The sequence below is a fragment of the Acidisoma sp. L85 genome (assembly GCF_009765865.1).
Lineage (GTDB): Bacteria > Pseudomonadota > Alphaproteobacteria > Acetobacterales > Acetobacteraceae > Acidisoma.
This window is the reverse complement of the sequence record NZ_LMUQ01000026.1, coordinates 245,423-264,273: the sequence shown is the minus strand read 5'-3', so window position 1 is coordinate 264,273 and position 18,851 is coordinate 245,423. Positions and strand designations below refer to the sequence as shown.

The following is an 18,851-nucleotide window of genomic DNA, read 5'->3' as shown; positions in this document are numbered from 1 at the left end:
ACTCTTGGGAATAACGCTAGTATCTGTCTATAACCGATCGGCGAGCGGCGACGTCGCCGGCGCGGTCGCCCGGGAGGACCGGGATCTGGAACTTGGCGCAAACGCGCCATTCTTGGCGGGTCTACCCTCGGGCGGCGAGATAGAGGCGCCATGGCTTCCCGTCATGCAGCCACAGCTGTCCGCGTCGAGCCCGGAGCTCACTTCGCAACCTGCGTCGCTCCGGCGCTCGCAATCCGCGTTGTTCTAAGGAGCATAGATCGATCTCGCCAACGGGTCCGGCGCCGGGAGGGCGAGGTAGACGCTATCGGTCCAGACTTCTCCCACACGAAAGGTCGCCTGCGCCTCACCGGTTTTCTCGAATCCAAGGGAGAGCAACAGCCGCAGGGACCGGTCGTTGCGAGGATCGATGTCCGCCGTGATGGCGGTCACATCGCGCGCGAAAGCGCGGCCGATGACGGCCTGCAAGGCTTCCCGCGCGAGGCCTCGTCCCCAATGGGAGCGGCTGAGGAAAAAGCCGATCTCGGAGCCCTGCCACAGGCCCGCTTTGCCGATGACAACGCCATCCTGTGTGATGACGAAATCGTCGCTGTCTCCGGCCACGACCGCGGCGATCGTCGTTTCCACAAACGTCCGCGTTTGCGCCTCGGTCTCATGCGGCAAGTTTGACCAGTAGCGCATCACGTCGGGGTCGCTCAAAGCGAGGTGCAAGGCGGGCACATCCGCCAACTCGAACCGGCGAAGGCGAAGACGCGGCGTTTCCAGCACGACGTCGGTCATGGCTGCCTCCACAAAAAAAGGGCGCCCGCAGGCGCCCTTTCCGATCCGGCGATGCTGCCGAAACCGCCCTCAGCGCGAATAGAATTCGACGACGAGGTTCGGCTCCATCTGCACCGGGTAGGGCACGTCGGTCAGCTTGGGCGCGCGCAAGAAGCGGCCCTTCATCGCGCGATGATCGACCTCCATATATTCCGGCACGTCGCGCTCGGAACTCTGGGCGGCATCAAGCACGACGGCCAGCTGCTTGGATTTGTCGCGCACCTCGATCACGTCGTCATTGCTGACGAGGTAGGAGGCGATATTCACCTTGCGGCCGTTCACCATCAGATGGCCGTGGCTCACGAACTGCCGGGCCGCGAAGGGCGTCACCGCGAATTTCAGGCGGTATACAACCGCGTCCAGCCGGCGCTCGAGCAACTCGATGAGGTTCTCGCTGGTGTCGCCCTTACGGCGCACGGCTTCCTCATAATACTTGCGGAACTGCTTCTCGCTGATGTTGCCGTAGTAGCCCTTGAGCTTCTGCTTCGCCATCAGCTGAACGCCGAAGTCGCTCGGCTTCTTGCGGCGCTGGCCGTGCTGGCCGGGACCGTAGTCGCGCTTGCCGATCGGGGACTTGGCACGACCCCAAAGGTTCACGCCGAGGCGGCGGTTAATCTTGTACTTACTCTCGAGGCGCTTGGTCACGCGCTACTCCTTCTCGTGTTGCGCCAGTAGTCCATCCCGGCCTGCCGCCCTGGGGCGGAAGACAGCGAAAGGGCGGCGACCGGCCCCAATAGGAGCAGTCTCCGCCCGAAACGCCTTGGGTGGCGGGCGCGAGGCACGGAAGGCCGCATCTCGTCCACATTCCCAGCAATGGCGCGCTGTCTAGGGCGCCGCGCCGCCGCTGTCAAACCATGGCAGCCCCCAAACTCAGCCTTCGGCGATGAGCTTGTTCGAGGTCGCGCCGCCTCGCGCCGCCGACCAGTCCGCCGGAGCTTCAAGGAAGCGATGGACTTCGGCCAGCGCCGCGGCCGGGAAGTAGGAGCGTTCACGGCAGGCCTCCAGCACATCCCACCAGGTGCAGAGGTAATGCAGGGCGATATCGTTCTCCGCGAGAGTCTCCAGGCTGCCCTCGAAGACGCCGTAGAAGAAGATGACGAAGGCGTGGTGGACGAAGGCGCCGGCATCGCGCAGCGAATTGGCGAACCGGATCTTGGACTGCCCGTCGGTGGTCAGATCCTCGACCAGCAGCGTGTGCTTGCCCTCCGGCACATCGCCCTCGATGAGTGAGTTCCGGCCGAAGCCCTTGGGTTTTTTCCGGACATAGGCCATGGGCGCGGCCATGCGGTCGGCGATCCAGGCGGCATAGGGGATGCCGGCGGTCTCTCCGCCCGCAACGACCTCGACCGATTCGAAGCCGATATGGCGATAAATCTTCTCGACCGCCAATTCGCAAATCCGGGTCCGCGCGCGGGGAAAGTAGATGATGCGGCGGCAATCGATATAGACCGGCGATTTCCAGCCCGAGGTGAGGGTGTAAGGCTCATCGGGTCGGAAATTGATCGCGTTGATCTCGAGCAGGATGCGGGCCGTGGTCATGGCCGCGTCCCGATCCCAGTCGCTCGCATGCCCCGCGATCTTGCGGGAAGGGACAGCCATGTCCGAACTCCTTATCTCCTTTTGGGGGTTCTAGTGGAAAACACCCTGTCCGCAAGGCGCGCCGGCTGGCAGTATGGGCTATCGGTGGCTCGCTTGAATTCACGGGCTACCGCCGATAGAGGACGACCAAGGGCCGCGATTGTCGCGGCTGCGTTGAGGCGAGGAGCCGATACCCCGGATGGTTCGCCAGTTCAGCAACATCGCGAGGCGCTGCGAACGTGCCGTGGCAACCGCCTATGGCGAGTTGCGGTCGATCGGCTGCGAGGACATGTCGGCCTTCCAAAGCTGCGTGACCCTCTACCGCATCCACCACCCGGAAGCACCGCTCACCGAGGCTCGCCGCCTCGTTGCCGAGTGGATCGATCACCATCATGTCCGCGCCGACGAGGGGCCGACCAACGGTTGCGACTGCGCCGACTGATTTTCGGCCATGACGATCGAGTTGCACGGGCATCGTGGTGCCCGTGGCCTATGGCCCGAGAACTCACTCCCCGGATTTGCCGCCGCCATCGCTCTTGGCGTTACCGCCATCGAGATGGATATCGCGCTCACCGCCGATGGCGTGGTCGTTCTGAGCCATGATCCTGGGCTCGACCCCGATCTTACCCGGCTGGATGGCGACTGGATTGATGCGCCGACACCGCGCGTGCTCGATCTGACTTTGGCGGAACTCTCACGTTACGACATAGGTCGCATCCGCCCGGGGAGCGCCCAGGCGGGCCGTTTTCCCGATCAACGCGGCCTCGACGGGCTGCGCATTCCGACGCTCGCCGAGGTCGTCGCTTTGCGGCCGGAGGTCATGCTCAGCGTCGAGCTCAAGACCCACCCTGACCGCCCAGCGGACAGCACCTCTCCCGAGGTCATGGCCGATGCGGTTTTGGCGGTGCTGGAGGAGGGCGGGGGGCTCGGCCGCGCCCGCGTCATCTCCTTCGACTGGCGCGGGCTGCGCCACCTAAGACGACGCTGTCCCGGTCTCAGCCTCGGCTTCCTGACGGATGCGGAGAGCCTGGCCGATGCTGCCCTCTGGTGGGATGGCCCGACCGCCGCCGACTATGGCGGCTCCATCCCGCGCGCCGTCGCGGCCGAAGCTGCGGCAGGTGCCATAACAGCCTGGGGACCGGACCACGAGGGTCTAAGTGAAGCGCAGGTGGCGCAGGCCAAGGCGCTTGGTCTGCTCGTCAACCCTTGGACGGTCAACGACGAAGCCGAAATGACCCGCCTCCTTGGCTGGGGCGTCGGGGCGATAACCACCGACTATCCGAACCGCGGCCTGCGCGCGATCGCGGCCTTCGCCGCGACGTGACCCATAAGCGAAGCGAATGAGCGTTACGCCCGTTCGCTCATCGGTATGAAGTCCCTCGCGGTCTCGCCCGTGTAGACCTGGCGTGGCCGGCCAATGCGGTTCGCCGGATCTTCGACCATCTCTTTCCACTGGCTAATCCAGCCGACCGTGCGCGCGACGGCGAAGAGCACGGTGAACATGCTCGTCGGGAAGCCCATAGCCTTTAGGATGATGCCCGAATAGAAATCGACATTCGGGTACAGCTTGCGCTCGACGAAATAGGGATCGTGCGTCGCAATCTTCTCTAGCTCCATGGCCAGATCGAGCAGCGGATCATCCTTGATACCAAGTTCGGCCAGAACCTCGCGGCAGGTCTGTTCCATGATCTTCGCGCGCGGATCGTAGTTGCGATACACGCGATGGCCGAAGCCCATCAGTCGAATATGGCTCGTCTTGTCCTTCACCTTGGCGATGAAGTCCGGGATGTTGTCCTTGTGCCCGATCTCGCCAAGCATCTTCAGCACCGCCTCATTGGCGCCGCCATGCGCGGGACCCCAAAGCGAGGCAATTCCCGCCGCGATGCAAGCGAAGGGATTGGCGCCGGTCGAACCCGCCAGCCGCACCGTGCTGGTCGAGGCGTTCTGCTCGTGATCCGCGTGCAGGATGAGAATACGATCCATCGCCCGAGCGAGAACAGGACTTACGACGTATTCCTCGGCGGGCACCGCATTCATCATGTAGATGAAATTCGCCGCATAGCCGAGGTCGTTGCGCGGATACATGAAGGGCTGGCCAATCGAGTACTTGTAGGCCCAGGCTGCGATTGTCGGAAGCTTCGCGATCAGGCGGAAAGCGCTGATGCGGCGATGCTCGGGGTTATTGATGTCGAGACTGTCGTGATAGAAAGCCGAGAGCGCGCCGACGACGCCACACAGCACTGCCATCGGATGCGCGTCACGCCGAAAGCCCTCGAAGAAGCGGCGAAGCTGTTCGTGCACCATGGTGTGACGAATGACGCCGGTGTGAAAGTCTTCCATCTCCACTTCGTTCGGAAGCGAGCCGTTCAGCAGGAGATAGGCGACTTCGAGGAAGTTCGACTGTTCGGCGAGCTGGGCAATGGGATAGCCGCGATGCAGCAGGATGCCCTCATCGCCATCGATATAGGTGATCTTACTTTCGCAGGCCGCAGTGCCGCCATAGCCAGGGTCGAAGGTGAAGATACCGAGGTCGGCATAGAGTTTTCGGATGTCGGCGACTGCCGGGCCGATTGTGCCGGTAATGATCGGCAACTCCGCCACCCGGTTGGAGCCGTTCAGCGTGACGGTCGCCGAGCCACTGGCCGTATCGGTCATTGTGCCGCCCTTTGCGTTAGTACCCCTCGACAAGCATGGCTCGGAGGGAAAGGTGGGATACCTTCAAGAGCACATAATATCGCCGGCTCACCCTGGCAATCTTCGCTGCTGCAGCAACCGCGGCGCAGCAGCCATCGCGGGGTGTGAGGTCAGTCGCAGTGATGAAGTTAGAAGGCGCCGGACTTAAGCAGCTTGCGCCAAAGCTCGAGAACCTCGCCGCGATCGCTGCGGCCGCCGCCAACACCGAAGCCGCGCACCAGCCCTAAAGCCTCGTCAGCGCGCGCGTCAGGTTTGGGCGGACGGAGATCGCGCGCCAGACCCGCCGCGACGATGCCGTCATTGTGTTTTCCCATACTCTCCTGCAGTTGAGACAGCCGCTGGACAAGCTTCCTCGCCTCACGCTCAGGCAGAACATCGGAAAACATTTCAGTCTGGTAGCGCAGCTTCTTACATTTGATCCGGAGCCTGTGGAGGTCCGCGTCCGATAGCGCCATCACTTCGCTCGTGGGGCACGCGATCTTCTTCCAGCGGCGATGAATCAGATGCCGCGCGTAGCTGTCGATCGTCTCATAGGCTGGCTCGGACAGTGCGGGCGGCAGCGGGACATCCGCCTCGGGATCCGAGGCGACGGCGTCGATGGCTTCAGCAAGCGTCGGCTCTGCGGCCAACTCAGGGGAAAGCTCATTCTGCGCCTCACCCTTCCAGCCTTCACCTAAAGTGACAGCCACCAGATCCCAGGCTAGCTGCCGGAAAGCATCCCCGGCCAGCCATTGAAGAAGCGTGGCATAGGCCTCCCTCCGCCGCTGTTCCGCGGTCTGCCGTAGCCAGGCGATGGCGGGATCTTCCGCCGGCAAGCCATCCGCGAGCGGCCCCACCGTTTCGGCAAGGAAGACATCCCAATCCCTGGCGGGACCCAAGGCTTCCTTCAGCCCGCCCAAGGCGAGTTTCAGCGCTTCCTCGGTCTCTCCCAGCAGCGGCCGGAAGGCGAAAAGCAGCGCTCGCAGCCGGCGCAGCGTCACCCGCGCCTGGTGGACATTTTCCTCGCCGCTGTCGTGCTTGATCCCGCCGAGCAGGTTGAGAAGCGTGCTGACCCGGTCACGCAGCAAAGTCCCGAATGCCGTGGCGGCGGACATCTCCGGACTAAGCCTCACCGGCACCCGCCCCGGCAGCGTAGCCTCGGCAAGCTTCAATGCCTCATGCGGCAGGCTGCGAAGGGATGGCGTGAGCGCGGTGTCCCGCCCGACCAGCTTCGCGAAGGACAGCGCCGCGGCGACATCTCCCTCGATCTCGATGCGCGCGACCGGACGCGAGGCGGTGATCTCCCCGTGCAGGTTCACCGCAGTCAGCGTGCCGCTCAGGATGCGGAATTCGAGCGGGGCGCCGTCATGGTTCAGGCCTAGTCGCTGCAAGCGGCCGTGCAGGCTTGCGAAGGGGCGGAGCGGGCCCGGCAAAGGATGACCAAGGCGCTCCTCGATTCCCGCCGGGTGGATAGACGTCGCGGAGGGCGGGACGGGCCGCCCAGGACCCTGGCGCCTCGCGCGTCCCACAGTCTCGGCGCTCCATACCGGGGCAGCCTCGACCAAGGCCAGGTCGCATGCCGCGAGGTCCCAGCCGGTAGTGTCGTAAAAGGTCCGGGTCACTGTGCGAAACCGGCTGCGGGTGCCGCGTGGTCGCCCGAATGCCGCGTGGCGGGGGAGGGCGAGCGCGACCTCGGTTGAGCAGATCATCTCGATCGTGGGCGCCTGGGCACCGGGCTGCCCCCTCTTACTCATGGCGCTCAAGCGTTTCCTCGAGTTTCGGCGGGAGTTACGAAATTTAACAAGCGCGCGCCGTGCGGCAGGTCGGACCATTGGCCTGCAACGGAGAAGTCGAGCAGGCCGCCGGTGGGCAGGCCGCGCGCCAGCCGGCTCGTGAGTTTGCCGCCCAGGCTTATGCCATGCGCCCCACTGAGCATCATCGCGAGATCGTGCAGGCCGGGATTATGCGCGATCACCAGCACGCGCTCGATCTCGCGCGGGGTGAGCGCGAGATAGTCAAGGATCTGCCGCGGGCTCGCCAAATACAGGTCGCTGCTCCGCTCTATCCGAGGCGAACCCGGCAGCGGCTCAAGCAATTCAAGCGTTTCGCGCGTGCGCCGGGCGGAGGAGACGAGAACCAGTTGAGGTGCGAAGCCAAGGCCAAGAATTGTCTCGCGCATACCAGAAGTAGCGGACCGGCCCTCGCTATCGAGGGGTCGATCGTGATCGGCAAGACTGGGGTCCTCCCAGTTTGATTTGGCGTGCCGGAGCAGAAGCAGCTGACGCATGAGCGCGATCCTGCCACGAAACCCGACCCCTGTCGTCAGGGACATCCATCCTCACCTATTGTCCGTAAAACATGGCTGAGGCTTAAGACGCTTGGCCATCCATGTCAGATTCGCCTCTCCGGCCGGATCGAGACTGCAGGAAGGAGGACGAACCAGATGCTCGATCACCTCGAACTGGCGAAACGCGAGACGCCCACCAACACAGCATTGCCTCGGGCTGTCGGGCGCGCCGCATGATTGGCGGTTTCTTTCACTCGCTCCAATCTCCGGTTGTGGCGCCAGAGAAGCAGAGCAACAGCGTCCCGGGTCGGCGCCGCTTTTTGCTGGGTGCGGCGGCGGGGGCGACAGCCCTGGTGCTCGACCACCCGGCATTGGCACAGGTCATCCCGGCGTCGGGCCACGCAACCTACCAGCTCGTGCGCCATGGCGATGTGATCGGGCATGAGACGATCAGCTTCAACCAGTCGGGCGGCATGCTGACGGTGACGATCGAGGCTCACATCAGAGTCACGCTGGCGATGGTGACGATATACGCGCTCGATCATCACGAGACGGAAACCTGGCAGAACGGCACTTTCCTGAGTTTCTCGTCGACGACGAACAAGAACGGCACCAAGTTCTACGCCCAAGGATGGCGCGACAACGGGCAGCTCATGGCGCGGGGCACGCGGCACCCGGCGACCTATGTGGCACCGCCGAATGCGCTGCCGACCTCGCAATGGAATCACGCGATGCTGAGCGGGCCGATGTTGAATACGGAAGACGGCCGGCTCATGCACCCGCATGTGGTTGACATGGGGCTGGTCAGCCTGCCGACGGCGAGTGGTGGCACCGTCACTGCGCGGCATTTCAACGCCAGTGGCGACTTACGGTTCGACACCTATTTCACCCCGGCCTGGGATTGGGTCGGTCTTTCCTTTCATGCCGATGACGGTTCACTCGTCACCTATCAGAAAGTCTGAAATCCTTGGCGACTCCCCTGAAGCTGGCGATCGAGATCGTCACACCCTTCGCTCAGAATTGCGCGATCCTCTGGGACGACTCGACAAAGCATGGCGTGATTGTCGATCCAGGCGGGGAGGTCGATCGTCTACTCGCCTCGATCGATAAACTCGGCATCCACATCGACCGCATCCTGCTGACGCATGGCCACATCGACCACGCGGGCGGGGCAGCGCGGCTGCGGGACGAGCTAGCCGCACGTGCCGGCACACCACCGCCCATCGAGGGACCGCACGAGGCCGACAAATTCCTGCTCGACAATCTTGAGATCACCGGCAAGGGCTATGGCCTCACGGATGCGCGCCCCGTCGTGCCCGATCGCTGGCTCGCGGAGGGGGATGAGGTCGAGATCGCCGGGGCCCGTTTCGCGGTGCGCCACTGCCCCGGCCACTCGCCCGGCAGCGTGGTTTTCATCGCCGCCGATTTGGGTTTCGCCATTGTCGGTGACGTCCTGTTCCGGGGCTCGGTCGGCCGCACGGACTTCCCGTACGGGAACACGGAGGCGCTACTGGAATCCATCCGCACGAAGCTGATGACGCTCGATGACAGCGTCGTTTTCATCTGCGGCCACGGTGCCCGCTCGACGATCGGGGCGGAGCGGCGTAGCAACCCTTATGTCCTCGCGGCCGAGTGACGGAACCCGCCTAGCAAGCCACGGCGCGGCGTCCCTGACCATCGAACCGGCCGATGTCGCCATCATCGGCGCCGGTGTGGTCGGTTGCGCGATCGCCCGCGCCCTGGCGCTTGAGGGCCTCTCGGTCGTCCTTATCGAGCGCGGGCGAGACATTTTGTCGGGCGCCAGCAAGGCCAATTCCGCGATCCTGCATACCGGTTTCGATGCGCCCACTGGCAGCGTCGAACTGCGCGCCATGCAGGCTGGCTACGACGAATATCTCGCGATCCATGAGAGCCTTAACCTGCCGCTGTGGAAAACCGGCGCGCATGTCGTCGCCTGGACAGAGACAGAGGTCGCGAAGCTCGACGCGATCGTTGCGAAGGCGCGGGCCAATGGCGTGGCGGACGTCGCCCGCATCGAGGTGGCGGAGTTGTCGCGCCGCGAACCGGCCCTTGCCCGTGGCGCACTCGGCGCCGTTCAGGTGCCGCGTGAGTTCCTCATCGATCCGTGGTCGGCGCCGCTCGCTTACGCGTTGCAAGCGATGGCCCATGGCGCGCGCGTGCTGCGCGATGCGGCGGTGACAGCTGCGCGGTTCGATGGCGATGGCTGGGTGATCGAGACGTCGCGTGGAATGGTGCGCGCCAGCGTGGTCGTCAACGCGGCCGGTCTTTTCGGCGATCACGTTGAGGCTTTGGCGCGAACCTCACCTTTCGCGATCCGCCCAAGACGCGGACAGTTCCTCGTCTACGACAAGCCCGCCGCCGCGTTGATGCAGTCGATCCTGCTGCCAGTGCCGAATGAGCGCACGAAGGGCATCGTTCTCTGCCGCACTGTCTACGGCAACCTGCTCGTCGGCCCAACCGCCGAGGAGGTCGATGAGCGGGAGAATGCCACGACCACGGAGGACCAGCTTCGCATGCTGCGCGAGGTCGCTGAGACCCGGCTCCCGGCGCTGCGCGACATACAGATTACCGCCACCTATGCCGGGCTGCGGCCAGCGACGGAGCGGCAGGATTATGTCGTGGAGGCGGTACCTGACCGCCGCTGGATCACCGCCTGCGGCATCCGTTCAACAGGGCTGACCGCCTCGCTTGGTGTGGCGGCCATGGTGCGCGCGCTTTACGCGAGTCACTTCGGTCCGCCGCGTCCGGTGCCAACGCCGCACCTTATCCGCATGCCGAACCTGGCCGAGGATCGGCCGCGCGGGATCGACGGTCCGGCGCCCGGCGCGATCATCTGCCACTGCGAAGGCGTAACCCGGCGGGAAATCGAGGCGGCGCTCATTGGGCCGCTGCCCGCGGCGGATCTCGGTGGCCTCAAGCGGCGCACGCGGGTGATGATGGGCCGCTGCCAAGGTTTCTACTGCGCGGCGCAAGTCGCGGCGCTCGCGCCCAAGCTGGTCACGCCATGAGCGCGGAACGCGACGTGGTGGTGATCGGCGGTGGCCCAACGGCGGCGGGGGCGGTGCGGGCATTGGCCAGGAAGGGACGGCGCGATGTCATCGTGCTGGAGCGCGAGTCGGAGGCGGGCGGCATTCCCCGGCATTGTGGCCACACGGGCTACGGCGTCGCCGAATACGGCCGCCTCATGCCCGGCCCGAACTTCGCCCGCCGGCTTGCGGCGGAGCTGGGGGCGGGTGCGGATCTACGCCGCCGGCATACGGTGCGTAGGCTGCAACCGGACGGCCAGCTAAGTGTCGTCGGTCCGGAAGGGTCGTATGAACTGAGGGCCCGCGCCGTGCTGCTCGCGACCGGGGCGCGGGAGACGCCGCGCAGCGCGCGGCTCGTCGGCGGCATCCGGGCGCCGGGTATCATGACCACAGGCACTTTGCAGCAACTGGTCTATCTTCAAGGCGCGCGCCCGGTGCGGCGGGTGGTGATCATCGGCACTGAGGTCGTCTCCTTCTCGGCCATCCTGACCTGCCGCCATGCCGGCATCGAGATCGCGGCGATGATCGGGGAGGGTTTCCGCACGCTCGCCCGCTGGCCCGCCCATCTCGTCTCGCGGCATGCCTTCGGCGTATCGGTGCTGCGCGGCGCGCATCTCGAGGCGATTGAAGGCGGGTCAACCGTGACCGGCGTACGCCTGCGCCTCGCATCCGGTCAGACAAGAGTCATTGCGTGTGACGGCGTGATCTTCACCGGAAAATTTCGGCCCGAGACGGCGCTCCTCGCCGATCATCCCGGACTCGTCGATCCGGGCTCACGCGGCCCATCCATCGACCAGTTCCGCCGCCTCGAGCTGCCGGGCTATTTTGCTGCGGGCAACCTCGTGCATCCGGTGGAAACCGCTGGGCGGTGCTTTCGCGACGGCATGGCGGCGGGCGAGGCAATCGCCGATCACCTCGCGGGGGTTTTGCCGCCGTTGGGTGACACGCGCCTGATTCGTGCGGCGGGCGCGATCCGCTCGCTCTATCCGCAGCGCCTGGCCGGGGAGGGTATGGCGCCGATCCACTTCCAGGTAACCGAAGAAGTGCGCGGGAAGCTCGAGATCCGTCTGGACGGCACACTGATTTGGTCCCGGCCGCGGCACTATCTGGCGGAGCGTCGCCACACCATTCCACCCTGGCGCCTCGCCGGCAGGCACTTTGCCGAGGCTGAGGTGCGCATCGCGTGAACGCGCAGCCCATCCTCGGGATCGACCAAGGCACCACAGGCACCAAGGCGGTGCTGCTTTGGCCGGACGGCCGCCACCGACTGGTCTTCGAGCGGCGCCACGCCCAATCACACCCGAGGCCGGCCCAGGTCGAACACGACCCAGAGGAGTTGTTGGCAAGTATTGCAGCGGCGCTTGCCGCGGGGCAGGCGGAGTCACCGGCGGCAATCGGCCTCGCCAATCAGGGCGAAACCGTTATCGCCTTCGATGCCGAGACCGGCCGCGCGATCCATCCCGCGATCGTCTGGATGGATGCGCGAGCGGAGCAACTTCTGCAGACCCTTCGCGTGGCGGGAGCGGAGGAGGTCAGCCTGAAGCATTCCGGGCTGCCGCTGGACGCATATTTCTCCGCCGGCAAGCTGCGCTGGATCCTCGATAACGTGCCGGAGGCGCGGCGTCTCGCGACCTTCGGCCGTCTTCGGCTCGGCACGAGCGACGCTTTCTTCCTCCATCGCCTTACGAGCCGCTTCGCGACCGACCTCTCCACCGCCTCGCGCACCGGCCTGCTCAATCTCAACACCGAGCGGTGGGACGAGACGCTCTGCGCCCTTTACGGCATCTCGCCTGAGACACTGCCCGAGATCCTATCGAGCGCCGACGACTTCGGCACGACGGCCGAGGGCATCGCCGTGCGCGCCTCGCTCGTCGATCAGCAGGCAGCCTTGTTCGGCCATGGCTGCCGGGAGCCGGGCGCACTCAAGTTCACCTTCGGCACCGGCGGTTTCGCCCTCGCCCTGACTGGCGCGGAGCCTGTGCGGGATACGACCAACGGCGTGCTGACGACGGTTGCCTGGCGGCGGCCGGGCGGCACGGACTATGCGCTCGACGGCGGCCTTTATCACGCCGCCTCGGCGGTCGATTGGGCGCGGCGGATCGGGCTGTTCTCGGACTACACGGAGATTGAGAGTTTCGACGGACCTTCGGCACTGGAACGCGGCCTCGTCTTCGTGCCCGCGCTGACCGGCCTCGGCTGCCCCCATTGGGACCGTTCAGCGGCGGGCACGTTTCTCGGGCTTGGCATCGATACGATCGGCCGGGAGATGGCGCGCGCCGTAGTGGAGGGCGTGGCGCTCAGAGCAGCCGAGATCATGCGGGCGATAGGCGGGTTGCTGCCACTGGCGGACACTGTCTCGATCGATGGCGGCCTATCGCGCAATGGCTATTTCTGCCGGTTCCTGGCCCGCGCTCTCGGCCGCGAGGTGCGGGTCTTTGAGGGTGAGGCGGCAGCCCTCGGCGCGGCGCTTATGGCCGCCGAGGGGCTGGGACGAGCGCAGGCGGCGCCCCATGCGGATGGCCGCCGTTACTCGCCCGGCCCGCCTGTGGCCGAAGCCGATCTGGTGCGTTTCGCTGAGGCAATTCGGCGCGCGAAGAACTGGCGCTGACCCCGGCCGACACACGGCGCCGGCCGGGAAACGCCGCGTCGTCTTAGGCTTCTGCCTCCAATGCCCGCTCCTCGGCGAGGATTGCGGCCTGGCGCGCGCGGATCGCGGCGTCGCCAATCGGCGGGCCCTTGAACCGGCGGCGCTCCAGCGCGAACCAGCCGATCACCAGCAGCACCAGGGCGCCGATCGCGTAGCTATCGAGAATGTCGTTCGGCGGCCGGGTGCCGATGTAGAGCAGGATAATTCCGCCAACCACGGTGATCACCGCGAAAGGCTTGGACAGCGCGCCGAGCCGGAAGGGGCCGAAATCGGTCCAGCTCCGGCCCTCGGCGAGAAGACCCGCGAAAACCGGCATGGCGTAGGAGACATAGAGGAACACGGCGCAGCCGGCGGCGAGCGCGTTGAAGGCGGGCGAGTAGAGCGTCGCGAGGAAGGACAGTACCGCGACGGTCCAGATCGCCGGAACCGGCGTGCGGTAATGCGGGTTCACCCGCTTCAGAGTGTTCGAGAAGGGCAGCCCGCCGTCGCGCGCGAAGGCGAAGAGCATGCGGGAGGTCGATGTGACGCCGGCCAGCGCGCAAAGGTAGTTGGCCAGCACGATCGCGATGAAGATCAGGTATTTGAGCCAAACCGCGATCGGCAAACCGCCGAGCAGGTTGAAGAAGACGTTGCCGCCGTCCTTCGCCGCCTTGGTCATGTCGGGCATGGCAAGCACGAAGGAGCAGGCCATGATGTAGCCGAATAGGCCGGACCAGACGACGGCATGAATCATGCCCTTCGGCACCGTCCGCTGCGCGTCAACCGTTTCTTCGGAGGTATGGGCGGAGGCGTCGAAGCCAGTGATCGTATAGAGCGGCAGGATAAGACCGAGCAGCAAGGCCATCAACGGCCCGGTATGGGTCGGGAAGACCCCGCCGCCCGCATCGCCGGTATTGTTCACGAAGGTGAAGAGGCGGCTGATATGGATCGAGGGTGCCGCGTAGAGCATCGCGATGGTCAGCACCACGGCGGTGACCAGGATGAGGTAGCCGGAAAAGTCGGTGAGCTTGGTCGTGACGCGGATGCCGAAATGATTGAACAGCGCCTGGCTCGCGGTGATCAGAATCACGCCGATAGCCTGCTGCGTAAGCCCCCAATGCGACACGTCGATGTGGAAGATATTGGTCAGGATCAGCTGGGTGAACAGCAGATAGACGCCGACATCGACCGAGGCCACGACGAAGATGAGGCCGAGCAGATTGATCCAGGCCGTCGCCCATCCCCAGCCCCGGCCGCCAAGGATCGAGGACCAATGGTAAAGGCCACCCGCCGTCGGATAGGCCGAAGCGATCTGTGCCATCGAGCATGCGACGATGACCGCGAAGACGGAACCGATGAGCCAGCCAACGCCGATGCTGAAACCGCCGGTCGAGCTGAATCCGAGCTGAAACGATGTGATGCCGCCAGCAAGAATACAAATAATTGAGAATGATATGGCGAAATTGGAGAAGAGTGGCATCCGGCGCGAAAGTTCCTGCGCGTAGCCCATCTTGTGCAGATGTTGGGTATCGCTATCGAGAACTTCCGGCTCGTGCGGCGATGGTGGTCGAAGAGGCCCGGTGGGCTGGGTCATGCGCAGCCTTTCACGAAATGATGAGGAAGGTTACGGGAATATTACCAAAAAACTCAACGACAGAGTTTTCTGCCGGCCGGCGCCGGGTTGGCAGTTCATGACGAAACTGACAGGATTGCCCTCGGCAAAGGCGTAGCGATCGAAGCTGCGGCCGCGGAAGGGGTGGTTGATGCAAGACATTGGAAATGCACGCCGGGTCGTCGTCGCCTCCTACCTCGGCTGGACCCTCGACGCCTTCGATTACTTCATCATGATTTTCGTCTTCGACGACGTTGCGCGGACCTTCGGAGTTGGGCTGACCACGGCCAGCCTCGCCATCACTCTGACGCTTGCGATGCGCGCCGTCGGCGCCTTCATCTTTGGCCGTCTCGCGGACCGGTATGGGCGGCGGCCGGTCATGATGATCAATATTCTCTGCTTCTCCGGGCTGGAGCTGCTGTCGGGTCTCGCGCCGACGCTGCTCGCCTTCATGTTTCTGCGCGCCCTTTTTGGCATCGCCATGGGCGGCGAGTGGGGCGTCGGCTCCTCGCTGACGATGGAGACGATTCCGGCGCGCTGGCGTGGCTGGGTCTCCGGCCTGCTACAGGCGGGATATCCCAGCGGCTATCTGCTGGCGACGCTCGCCTACGGCATTCTCGGACCTTATGTCGGCTGGCGTGGCCTGTTCATCGTGGGCGCGCTGCCGGCGCTGCTGGTGCTCTATATCCGCCGCAACGTTCCCGAGAGCCCGGATTGGGAACGCATCCAGGAGAAGCCGAAGGTCAAGATCACCGAGGTCCTGCGCCGCCACATCGGTCTCACGATCTACGCGGTGATCCTGATGACCGCCTTCAACTTCTTCAGCCACGGCACGCAGGACATCTACCCCAAGGCTTTCCTGAAGGCGCAGCATGGCTTCAGCCACGGCACCATCACGATGATCGCCTTGACCTATAATATCGGCGCGATCCTCGGCGGGCTGTCCTTTGGCGCGGTCTCTCAGCATATCGGCCGGCGCCGCGCCATGGTCATCGCGTCGCTGCTCTCTCTGCTCGTCATTCCGCTCTGGGCCTTCGCTTCGTCGCCTTGGGTGCTCGGCCTCGGCGCCTTCCTCATGCAGTTCATGGTGCAGGGCGCCTGGGGCATCATCCCAGCGCATCTAAACGAGCTGTCACCGGGCGAAATTCGCGGAACCTTCCCGGGCGTCGTCTACCAGCTCGGCAATTTCCTCGCCTCGTATAACGCGACCTTGCAAACGGCGATCGGTGCCCGGAACGGCCACAATTACAGCTGGGCGCTGGCCGGGGTGGCGGGCACCGTCGCGGTGGTGATCGCCCTGCTTGTCGGCTTCGGGGTGGAGAACCGGCACGTCAAACTCGGCAACGAGGCGCGGGAGGCCGAGCGATTGGCCTAGCGGAGTCGCCGCCTAAGCCGGCAGGGTCAGCACGATGCGGGTGCGGCCCTCGGGCATCTCCGGTGCGAGCGTGATGTCGCCGCCATGGGCAAGCATCACGTCCCGGGCGATGACCAGGCCAAGACCCGTGCTCCCGTAGCGATAGCAGCCGGAGAAGGCGCGGAACGCATCGTCCCGCATGGCCGGTGCGAACTCGGTGCCGTCGTCGGTCACGAAAATGACGATCCTGCGGGCTTCCGTACGTGCCTCGACCACGGCGACCTTTGCCTGGGCATCCGCTGCCACGCGCAGGACATGGGCAAAGGCGCGGTCGAGGTGAGCACGATCCGCTTCGACCTCCAGCTCGGCCGGGGCGCGGTTCTCCACCGACAGCGAGCGGTGCGTTTCCCCGAGGTTGAGTGCAATCTCGTCCACCAGCTCGGCCAATCGAAAACGCGACGGGGTGAGGGCAGGGCGCGCCTCTCCGGCGAAGTCGGACGCCGACTGCAGCATCGCGGTCGATCGTTCCACCGCACTTACCAGCCTGCCCCCCGCTCGGCTCACGGCCTTGTCCTCCGACTCCTGCAGCCGGTCGGCAACCAGCATCGCCGAGGTCAGCAGATTACGAAGGTCGTGGTGAACTTTGGCCGCCGCGACGCCAAGCTCGGCGAGCCGGTTCTGCCGCCAGAGAGCGTCGCGCAATCGCTGATCGTGGCGATGGATGGCAGCGGTAAGCGCCGCGACCTCGTCGGCCTCCACGGAGGCCAGCGAAAGCGCGTCCAGCTCCTCGCGCGTCGCGGTTAGCGCCCCGGTGATCTGTCCCAGTGGTGTGGCGATCCAGCGCCTTGCCAGCACCGCCGCGACTGAGGCCACGGCGAAGGCGGCAACCAGACCGATGAGGCAAAGCACCAGTATGGGTCCGGTCGCCATCGGCAAGAGAGCAGTGGCGGGGGCAAGGGTCACGGCCTCAGCGAGGACGGCGGCGATAAAGATCCGCAGGAAGAACCGACGAGGAAGGCCGTCCGACCTCCTCATGCAGAAGCGTTGGGCTGGCCGATATGTGGCTCCGGCGTGGCCTCAGCCGGCTGCGCGAGGGCGTCGTCTGCCGCCGCCTGGCCAGCCGTGAAAAGCTCCGTCAGGAAGTCGAACTCGGTGTTGAACTTACTGGAAATCGGCAGTTCCGCGAGCGTAGGGTCAGCGTCGATTGAGCGCAGCAGGATGCCGGCCGGCAAGGCCGCGAGTTCGGTCTCCAGCACCGTGTGGCACGCGATCTCGTTCAGCCGGTTCATGATCTCGGCCGGGGTCCTCGGCACGCCGCGCCGCCGCTCGGGCTGGCCACGGATGATCCAGAGTTCGTCGGGCAGCGGGTTGAGCAGCGGGCGGAGCGGCGGATTGCCGCTGTAGCCGCCGTCCCAATAGGCGCGGCCATCGATCTCCACCGCTGGGAACACCAGCGGCAGGCAGGCGGAGGCGAGCAGCACGTCGACGGTGATCGCGTCATTGCCGAAGATCACCGGCGCCCCGGTCTCCACGTCGGTCACACCGACATGGAGTCGCGGTGCATCCGGATGTTCCAGCAGCGCCGGGTCAATCAGCTCCTCGAGAAGCGCGCGGAGCGGATTGTGCCCAAGAGGGTTGAGCTGATGCGGGCTGAACAGCCGCATCGTCGTCTCGAGGCCGGCCCAGGCCATGTTGTTCGACAGATCCCAGCCGTAGAGCCACTTTTCCAAGGGCGAGCTGCGAATCGGGCTGAGGGCGCCGGCGGAGGCGACACCCTGCCAAAGGCGATGCATCGCTGCTCGGCCGCCAGCCGCTCCACCCTGCGCCAGACCCTGTACCAGCACGGCGCCCAACATCGCCCCCGCCGAAACGCCGCAGACCCGCGTTGGCACGACATCGCGTTCGAGCAGGCGGTCGATCACGCCCCAGGCGAAGGCGCCATGCGCAGCGCCGCCCTGGAGAGCGAAAGCAATGCCGCCCTGCCGGGCGTCTGAAGGAGTCGCGTTCAATGTCATTCCTGGGGTAAGTGAGCCTTCAACGAGGCGGCGGCAACTTCTTAGCGGATCCAAGTTCCAGTCGGCACCGCCCTCACCCCGCCCGGCCACCCCCGACAGTACGCTGATGGGTGGCCGGGTGGGGGTTAGGGCCGGTGCCAACTGGAACCAAAAATCCGCGTGGCATTGACGTGAGCTTCTGGCGGCCCCTATACACCGCCGCCGAAAACGGTGCCTGTGACGGGCGCCGCCTTCGTTGCTGCGGATGACCGTGCGGCCCCCTTCGACGGCGAGGTGGGGCCAAGCGTTGTTAAAGAGAGCTGGAGAGTAACGTGAAGCGCACCTATCAACCCTCGAAGATCGTCCGCAAGCGGCGGCATGGCTTTCGCGCCCGCATGTCGACGGTGGGTGGCCGCAAGGTGCTCGCCAATCGGCGCGCTAAGGGCCGTCAGAAGCTCTCGGCCTAGGCCCGACCGCACATCGCAAGGGCACGTCGCCATGGCGCCGACGCGGTTGACGCCGCCGGCGCGCCTTAAGCGCCGGGCGGAATTTCTCACTGTCGCGAGCCGCGGCGCCAAGGCGCCGATGCCCGGACTTGTGTTGCAACTTCTTTCGCGTGGCGACGACGCGCCACCTCGTATCGGCTTTACGGTGACCAAGAAGGTCGGCAACGCAGTGGTGCGGAATCGCACCAAGCGTCGCCTCCGCGAAGCCGTACGCCTGACGCTGGAGGCGGACGCCCATCGCGGCCTCGACCTCGTGGTGATCGGCCGGGACAAGACCGCAGCACGGCCCTTTCCAGACCTGGTGAATGACCTCCATGCCGCCATCGCCAGAGCGCGGCGGGGCAAGCGGTCATGATCG

At 65.3% G+C, this 18,851-nt stretch carries 19 protein-coding genes; 10 read left to right on the top strand and 9 right to left on the bottom strand.

Going from position 1 to position 18,851, the window contains the following annotated elements; all coding sequences use genetic code 11:
* Nucleotides 1-243 precede the first annotated feature (243 nt).
* The 3 genes from GSQ83_RS07165 to GSQ83_RS07155 all read right to left on the bottom strand — a co-directional run bounded on the left by GSQ83_RS07165 (nt 244) and on the right by GSQ83_RS07155 (nt 2,415).
* Nucleotides 244-777 carry a GNAT family N-acetyltransferase gene (locus GSQ83_RS07165; RefSeq protein WP_158802193.1) on the bottom strand — a complete coding sequence of 178 codons (534 nt, stop codon included), beginning with the start codon at nt 775-777 and terminating at the stop codon, nt 244-246.
* A gap of 69 nt (nt 778-846) precedes the next feature.
* Nucleotides 847-1,461 carry a 30S ribosomal protein S4 gene (gene rpsD / locus GSQ83_RS07160; protein WP_158802192.1) on the bottom strand — a complete coding sequence of 205 codons (615 nt, stop codon included), beginning with the start codon at nt 1,459-1,461 and terminating at the stop codon, nt 847-849.
* Between the two features lie 225 nt (nt 1,462-1,686).
* Entirely contained in the window at nt 1,687-2,415 is a 729-nt protein-coding gene (locus GSQ83_RS07155) for an orotate phosphoribosyltransferase (RefSeq protein ID WP_158802191.1), read from the bottom strand.
* Nucleotides 2,416-2,593: 178 nt separating this feature from the next.
* Here GSQ83_RS07155 and GSQ83_RS07150 point away from each other — a divergent pair, with 178 nt between their 5' ends.
* Together GSQ83_RS07150 and GSQ83_RS07145 are read left to right on the top strand one after the other, a co-directional pair.
* On the top strand, nt 2,594-2,836 hold the full coding sequence (locus GSQ83_RS07150; RefSeq protein ID WP_158802190.1) for a hypothetical protein: 243 nt from the start codon (nt 2,594-2,596) through the stop codon (nt 2,834-2,836).
* Nucleotides 2,837-2,845: 9 nt separating this feature from the next.
* Entirely contained in the window at nt 2,846-3,718 is an 873-nt protein-coding gene (locus GSQ83_RS07145; protein ID WP_158802189.1) for a glycerophosphodiester phosphodiesterase family protein, read from the top strand.
* A gap of 23 nt (nt 3,719-3,741) precedes the next feature.
* Here the strand turns inward: GSQ83_RS07145 and gltA are convergent, their stop codons facing one another.
* The 3 genes from gltA to GSQ83_RS07130 form a co-directional block, all read right to left on the bottom strand.
* A complete protein-coding gene (gltA, locus tag GSQ83_RS07140) occupies nt 3,742-5,049 on the bottom strand; it encodes a citrate synthase (RefSeq protein WP_158802188.1) in 1,308 nt (435 codons plus the stop codon).
* Between the two features lie 167 nt (nt 5,050-5,216).
* Nucleotides 5,217-6,821, bottom strand: coding sequence for a CHAD domain-containing protein (locus GSQ83_RS07135; protein WP_158802187.1), 1,605 nt, complete (start codon nt 6,819-6,821; stop codon nt 5,217-5,219).
* A 5-nt stretch (nt 6,822-6,826) separates the two neighbouring features.
* On the bottom strand, nt 6,827-7,354 hold the full coding sequence (locus GSQ83_RS07130) for a histidine phosphatase family protein (RefSeq protein WP_158802186.1): 528 nt from the start codon (nt 7,352-7,354) through the stop codon (nt 6,827-6,829).
* Nucleotides 7,355-7,587: 233 nt separating this feature from the next.
* Between GSQ83_RS07130 and GSQ83_RS07125 the strand changes: the two genes are divergently transcribed.
* The 5 genes from GSQ83_RS07125 to GSQ83_RS07105 are packed head-to-tail and all read left to right on the top strand — an operon-like array spanning nt 7,588 to nt 13,009.
* Entirely contained in the window at nt 7,588-8,316 is a 729-nt protein-coding gene (locus GSQ83_RS07125) for a DUF6134 family protein (RefSeq protein WP_158802185.1), read from the top strand.
* A 5-nt stretch (nt 8,317-8,321) separates the two neighbouring features.
* On the top strand, nt 8,322-8,990 hold the full coding sequence (locus tag GSQ83_RS07120; protein ID WP_158802184.1) for an MBL fold metallo-hydrolase: 669 nt from the start codon (nt 8,322-8,324) through the stop codon (nt 8,988-8,990).
* A complete protein-coding gene (locus GSQ83_RS07115) occupies nt 8,971-10,383 on the top strand; it encodes an NAD(P)/FAD-dependent oxidoreductase (protein WP_158802183.1) in 1,413 nt (470 codons plus the stop codon). The genes GSQ83_RS07120 and GSQ83_RS07115 overlap by 20 nt, the downstream gene beginning before the upstream one ends.
* The gene (locus tag GSQ83_RS07110) at nt 10,380-11,588 is read left to right on the top strand and encodes an NAD(P)/FAD-dependent oxidoreductase (protein WP_158802182.1); all 1,209 of its coding nucleotides are present in this window, start codon (nt 10,380-10,382) and stop codon (nt 11,586-11,588) included. The genes GSQ83_RS07115 and GSQ83_RS07110 overlap by 4 nt, the downstream gene beginning before the upstream one ends.
* The gene (locus GSQ83_RS07105; RefSeq protein ID WP_254065539.1) at nt 11,585-13,009 is read left to right on the top strand and encodes an FGGY family carbohydrate kinase; all 1,425 of its coding nucleotides are present in this window, start codon (nt 11,585-11,587) and stop codon (nt 13,007-13,009) included. Before GSQ83_RS07110 ends, GSQ83_RS07105 begins: the two co-directional genes overlap by 4 nt.
* A 43-nt stretch (nt 13,010-13,052) precedes the next feature.
* Here GSQ83_RS07105 and GSQ83_RS07100 read toward each other — a convergent pair whose 3' ends face one another.
* Nucleotides 13,053-14,621 (bottom strand): amino acid permease, encoded by a 1,569-nt coding sequence (locus GSQ83_RS07100; protein WP_158802181.1) that lies wholly within the window; start codon nt 14,619-14,621, stop codon nt 13,053-13,055.
* Nucleotides 14,622-14,790: 169 nt separating this feature from the next.
* On the opposite strand from GSQ83_RS07100, the gene GSQ83_RS07095 reads away from it, so the two are divergent.
* Nucleotides 14,791-16,014, top strand: coding sequence for an MFS transporter (locus tag GSQ83_RS07095; RefSeq protein WP_158802180.1), 1,224 nt, complete (start codon nt 14,791-14,793; stop codon nt 16,012-16,014).
* Between the two features lie 12 nt (nt 16,015-16,026).
* On the opposite strand, the gene GSQ83_RS07090 is transcribed toward GSQ83_RS07095, so the two are convergent.
* Nucleotides 16,027-17,028, bottom strand: coding sequence for a HAMP domain-containing sensor histidine kinase (locus GSQ83_RS07090; RefSeq protein WP_158802179.1), 1,002 nt, complete (start codon nt 17,026-17,028; stop codon nt 16,027-16,029).
* Nucleotides 17,025-18,002 carry a patatin-like phospholipase family protein gene (locus tag GSQ83_RS07085; protein ID WP_254065538.1) on the bottom strand — a complete coding sequence of 326 codons (978 nt, stop codon included), beginning with the start codon at nt 18,000-18,002 and terminating at the stop codon, nt 17,025-17,027. The genes GSQ83_RS07090 and GSQ83_RS07085 overlap by 4 nt, the downstream gene beginning before the upstream one ends.
* 317 nt (nt 18,003-18,319) lie before the next feature.
* Here GSQ83_RS07085 and rpmH point away from each other — a divergent pair, with 317 nt between their 5' ends.
* Nucleotides 18,320-18,454 carry a 50S ribosomal protein L34 gene (rpmH, locus tag GSQ83_RS07080; protein WP_158802177.1) on the top strand — a complete coding sequence of 45 codons (135 nt, stop codon included), beginning with the start codon at nt 18,320-18,322 and terminating at the stop codon, nt 18,452-18,454.
* A gap of 31 nt (nt 18,455-18,485) precedes the next feature.
* Complete coding sequence (rnpA, locus tag GSQ83_RS07075) at nt 18,486-18,848, top strand: ribonuclease P protein component (protein ID WP_158802176.1); 363 nt, start codon at nt 18,486-18,488, stop codon at nt 18,846-18,848.
* The last annotated feature ends 3 nt before the right edge of the window (nt 18,849-18,851 follow it).

Coding starts and splice junctions, on each gene's coding strand:
- GSQ83_RS07165 (WP_158802193.1), bottom strand. CDS start 777: ATGACCGACGTCGTGCTGGAAACGCCGCGTCTTCGCCTTCGCCGGTTC.
- GSQ83_RS07155 (WP_158802191.1), bottom strand. CDS start 2,415: ATGGCTGTCCCTTCCCGCAAGATCGCGGGGCATGCGAGCGACTGGGAT.
- GSQ83_RS07150 (WP_158802190.1), top strand. CDS start 2,594: ATGGTTCGCCAGTTCAGCAACATCGCGAGGCGCTGCGAACGTGCCGTG.
- GSQ83_RS07145 (WP_158802189.1), top strand. CDS start 2,846: ATGACGATCGAGTTGCACGGGCATCGTGGTGCCCGTGGCCTATGGCCC.
- gltA (WP_158802188.1), bottom strand. CDS start 5,049: ATGACCGATACGGCCAGTGGCTCGGCGACCGTCACGCTGAACGGCTCC.
- GSQ83_RS07135 (WP_158802187.1), bottom strand. CDS start 6,821: ATGAGTAAGAGGGGGCAGCCCGGTGCCCAGGCGCCCACGATCGAGATG.
- GSQ83_RS07130 (WP_158802186.1), bottom strand. CDS start 7,354: ATGCGTCAGCTGCTTCTGCTCCGGCACGCCAAATCAAACTGGGAGGAC.
- GSQ83_RS07125 (WP_158802185.1), top strand. CDS start 7,588: ATGATTGGCGGTTTCTTTCACTCGCTCCAATCTCCGGTTGTGGCGCCA.
- GSQ83_RS07115 (WP_158802183.1), top strand. CDS start 8,971: ATGTCCTCGCGGCCGAGTGACGGAACCCGCCTAGCAAGCCACGGCGCG.
- GSQ83_RS07110 (WP_158802182.1), top strand. CDS start 10,380: ATGAGCGCGGAACGCGACGTGGTGGTGATCGGCGGTGGCCCAACGGCG.
- GSQ83_RS07100 (WP_158802181.1), bottom strand. CDS start 14,621: ATGACCCAGCCCACCGGGCCTCTTCGACCACCATCGCCGCACGAGCCG.
- GSQ83_RS07095 (WP_158802180.1), top strand. CDS start 14,791: ATGCAAGACATTGGAAATGCACGCCGGGTCGTCGTCGCCTCCTACCTC.
- GSQ83_RS07090 (WP_158802179.1), bottom strand. CDS start 17,028: ATGAGGAGGTCGGACGGCCTTCCTCGTCGGTTCTTCCTGCGGATCTTT.
- rnpA (WP_158802176.1), top strand. CDS start 18,486: ATGGCGCCGACGCGGTTGACGCCGCCGGCGCGCCTTAAGCGCCGGGCG.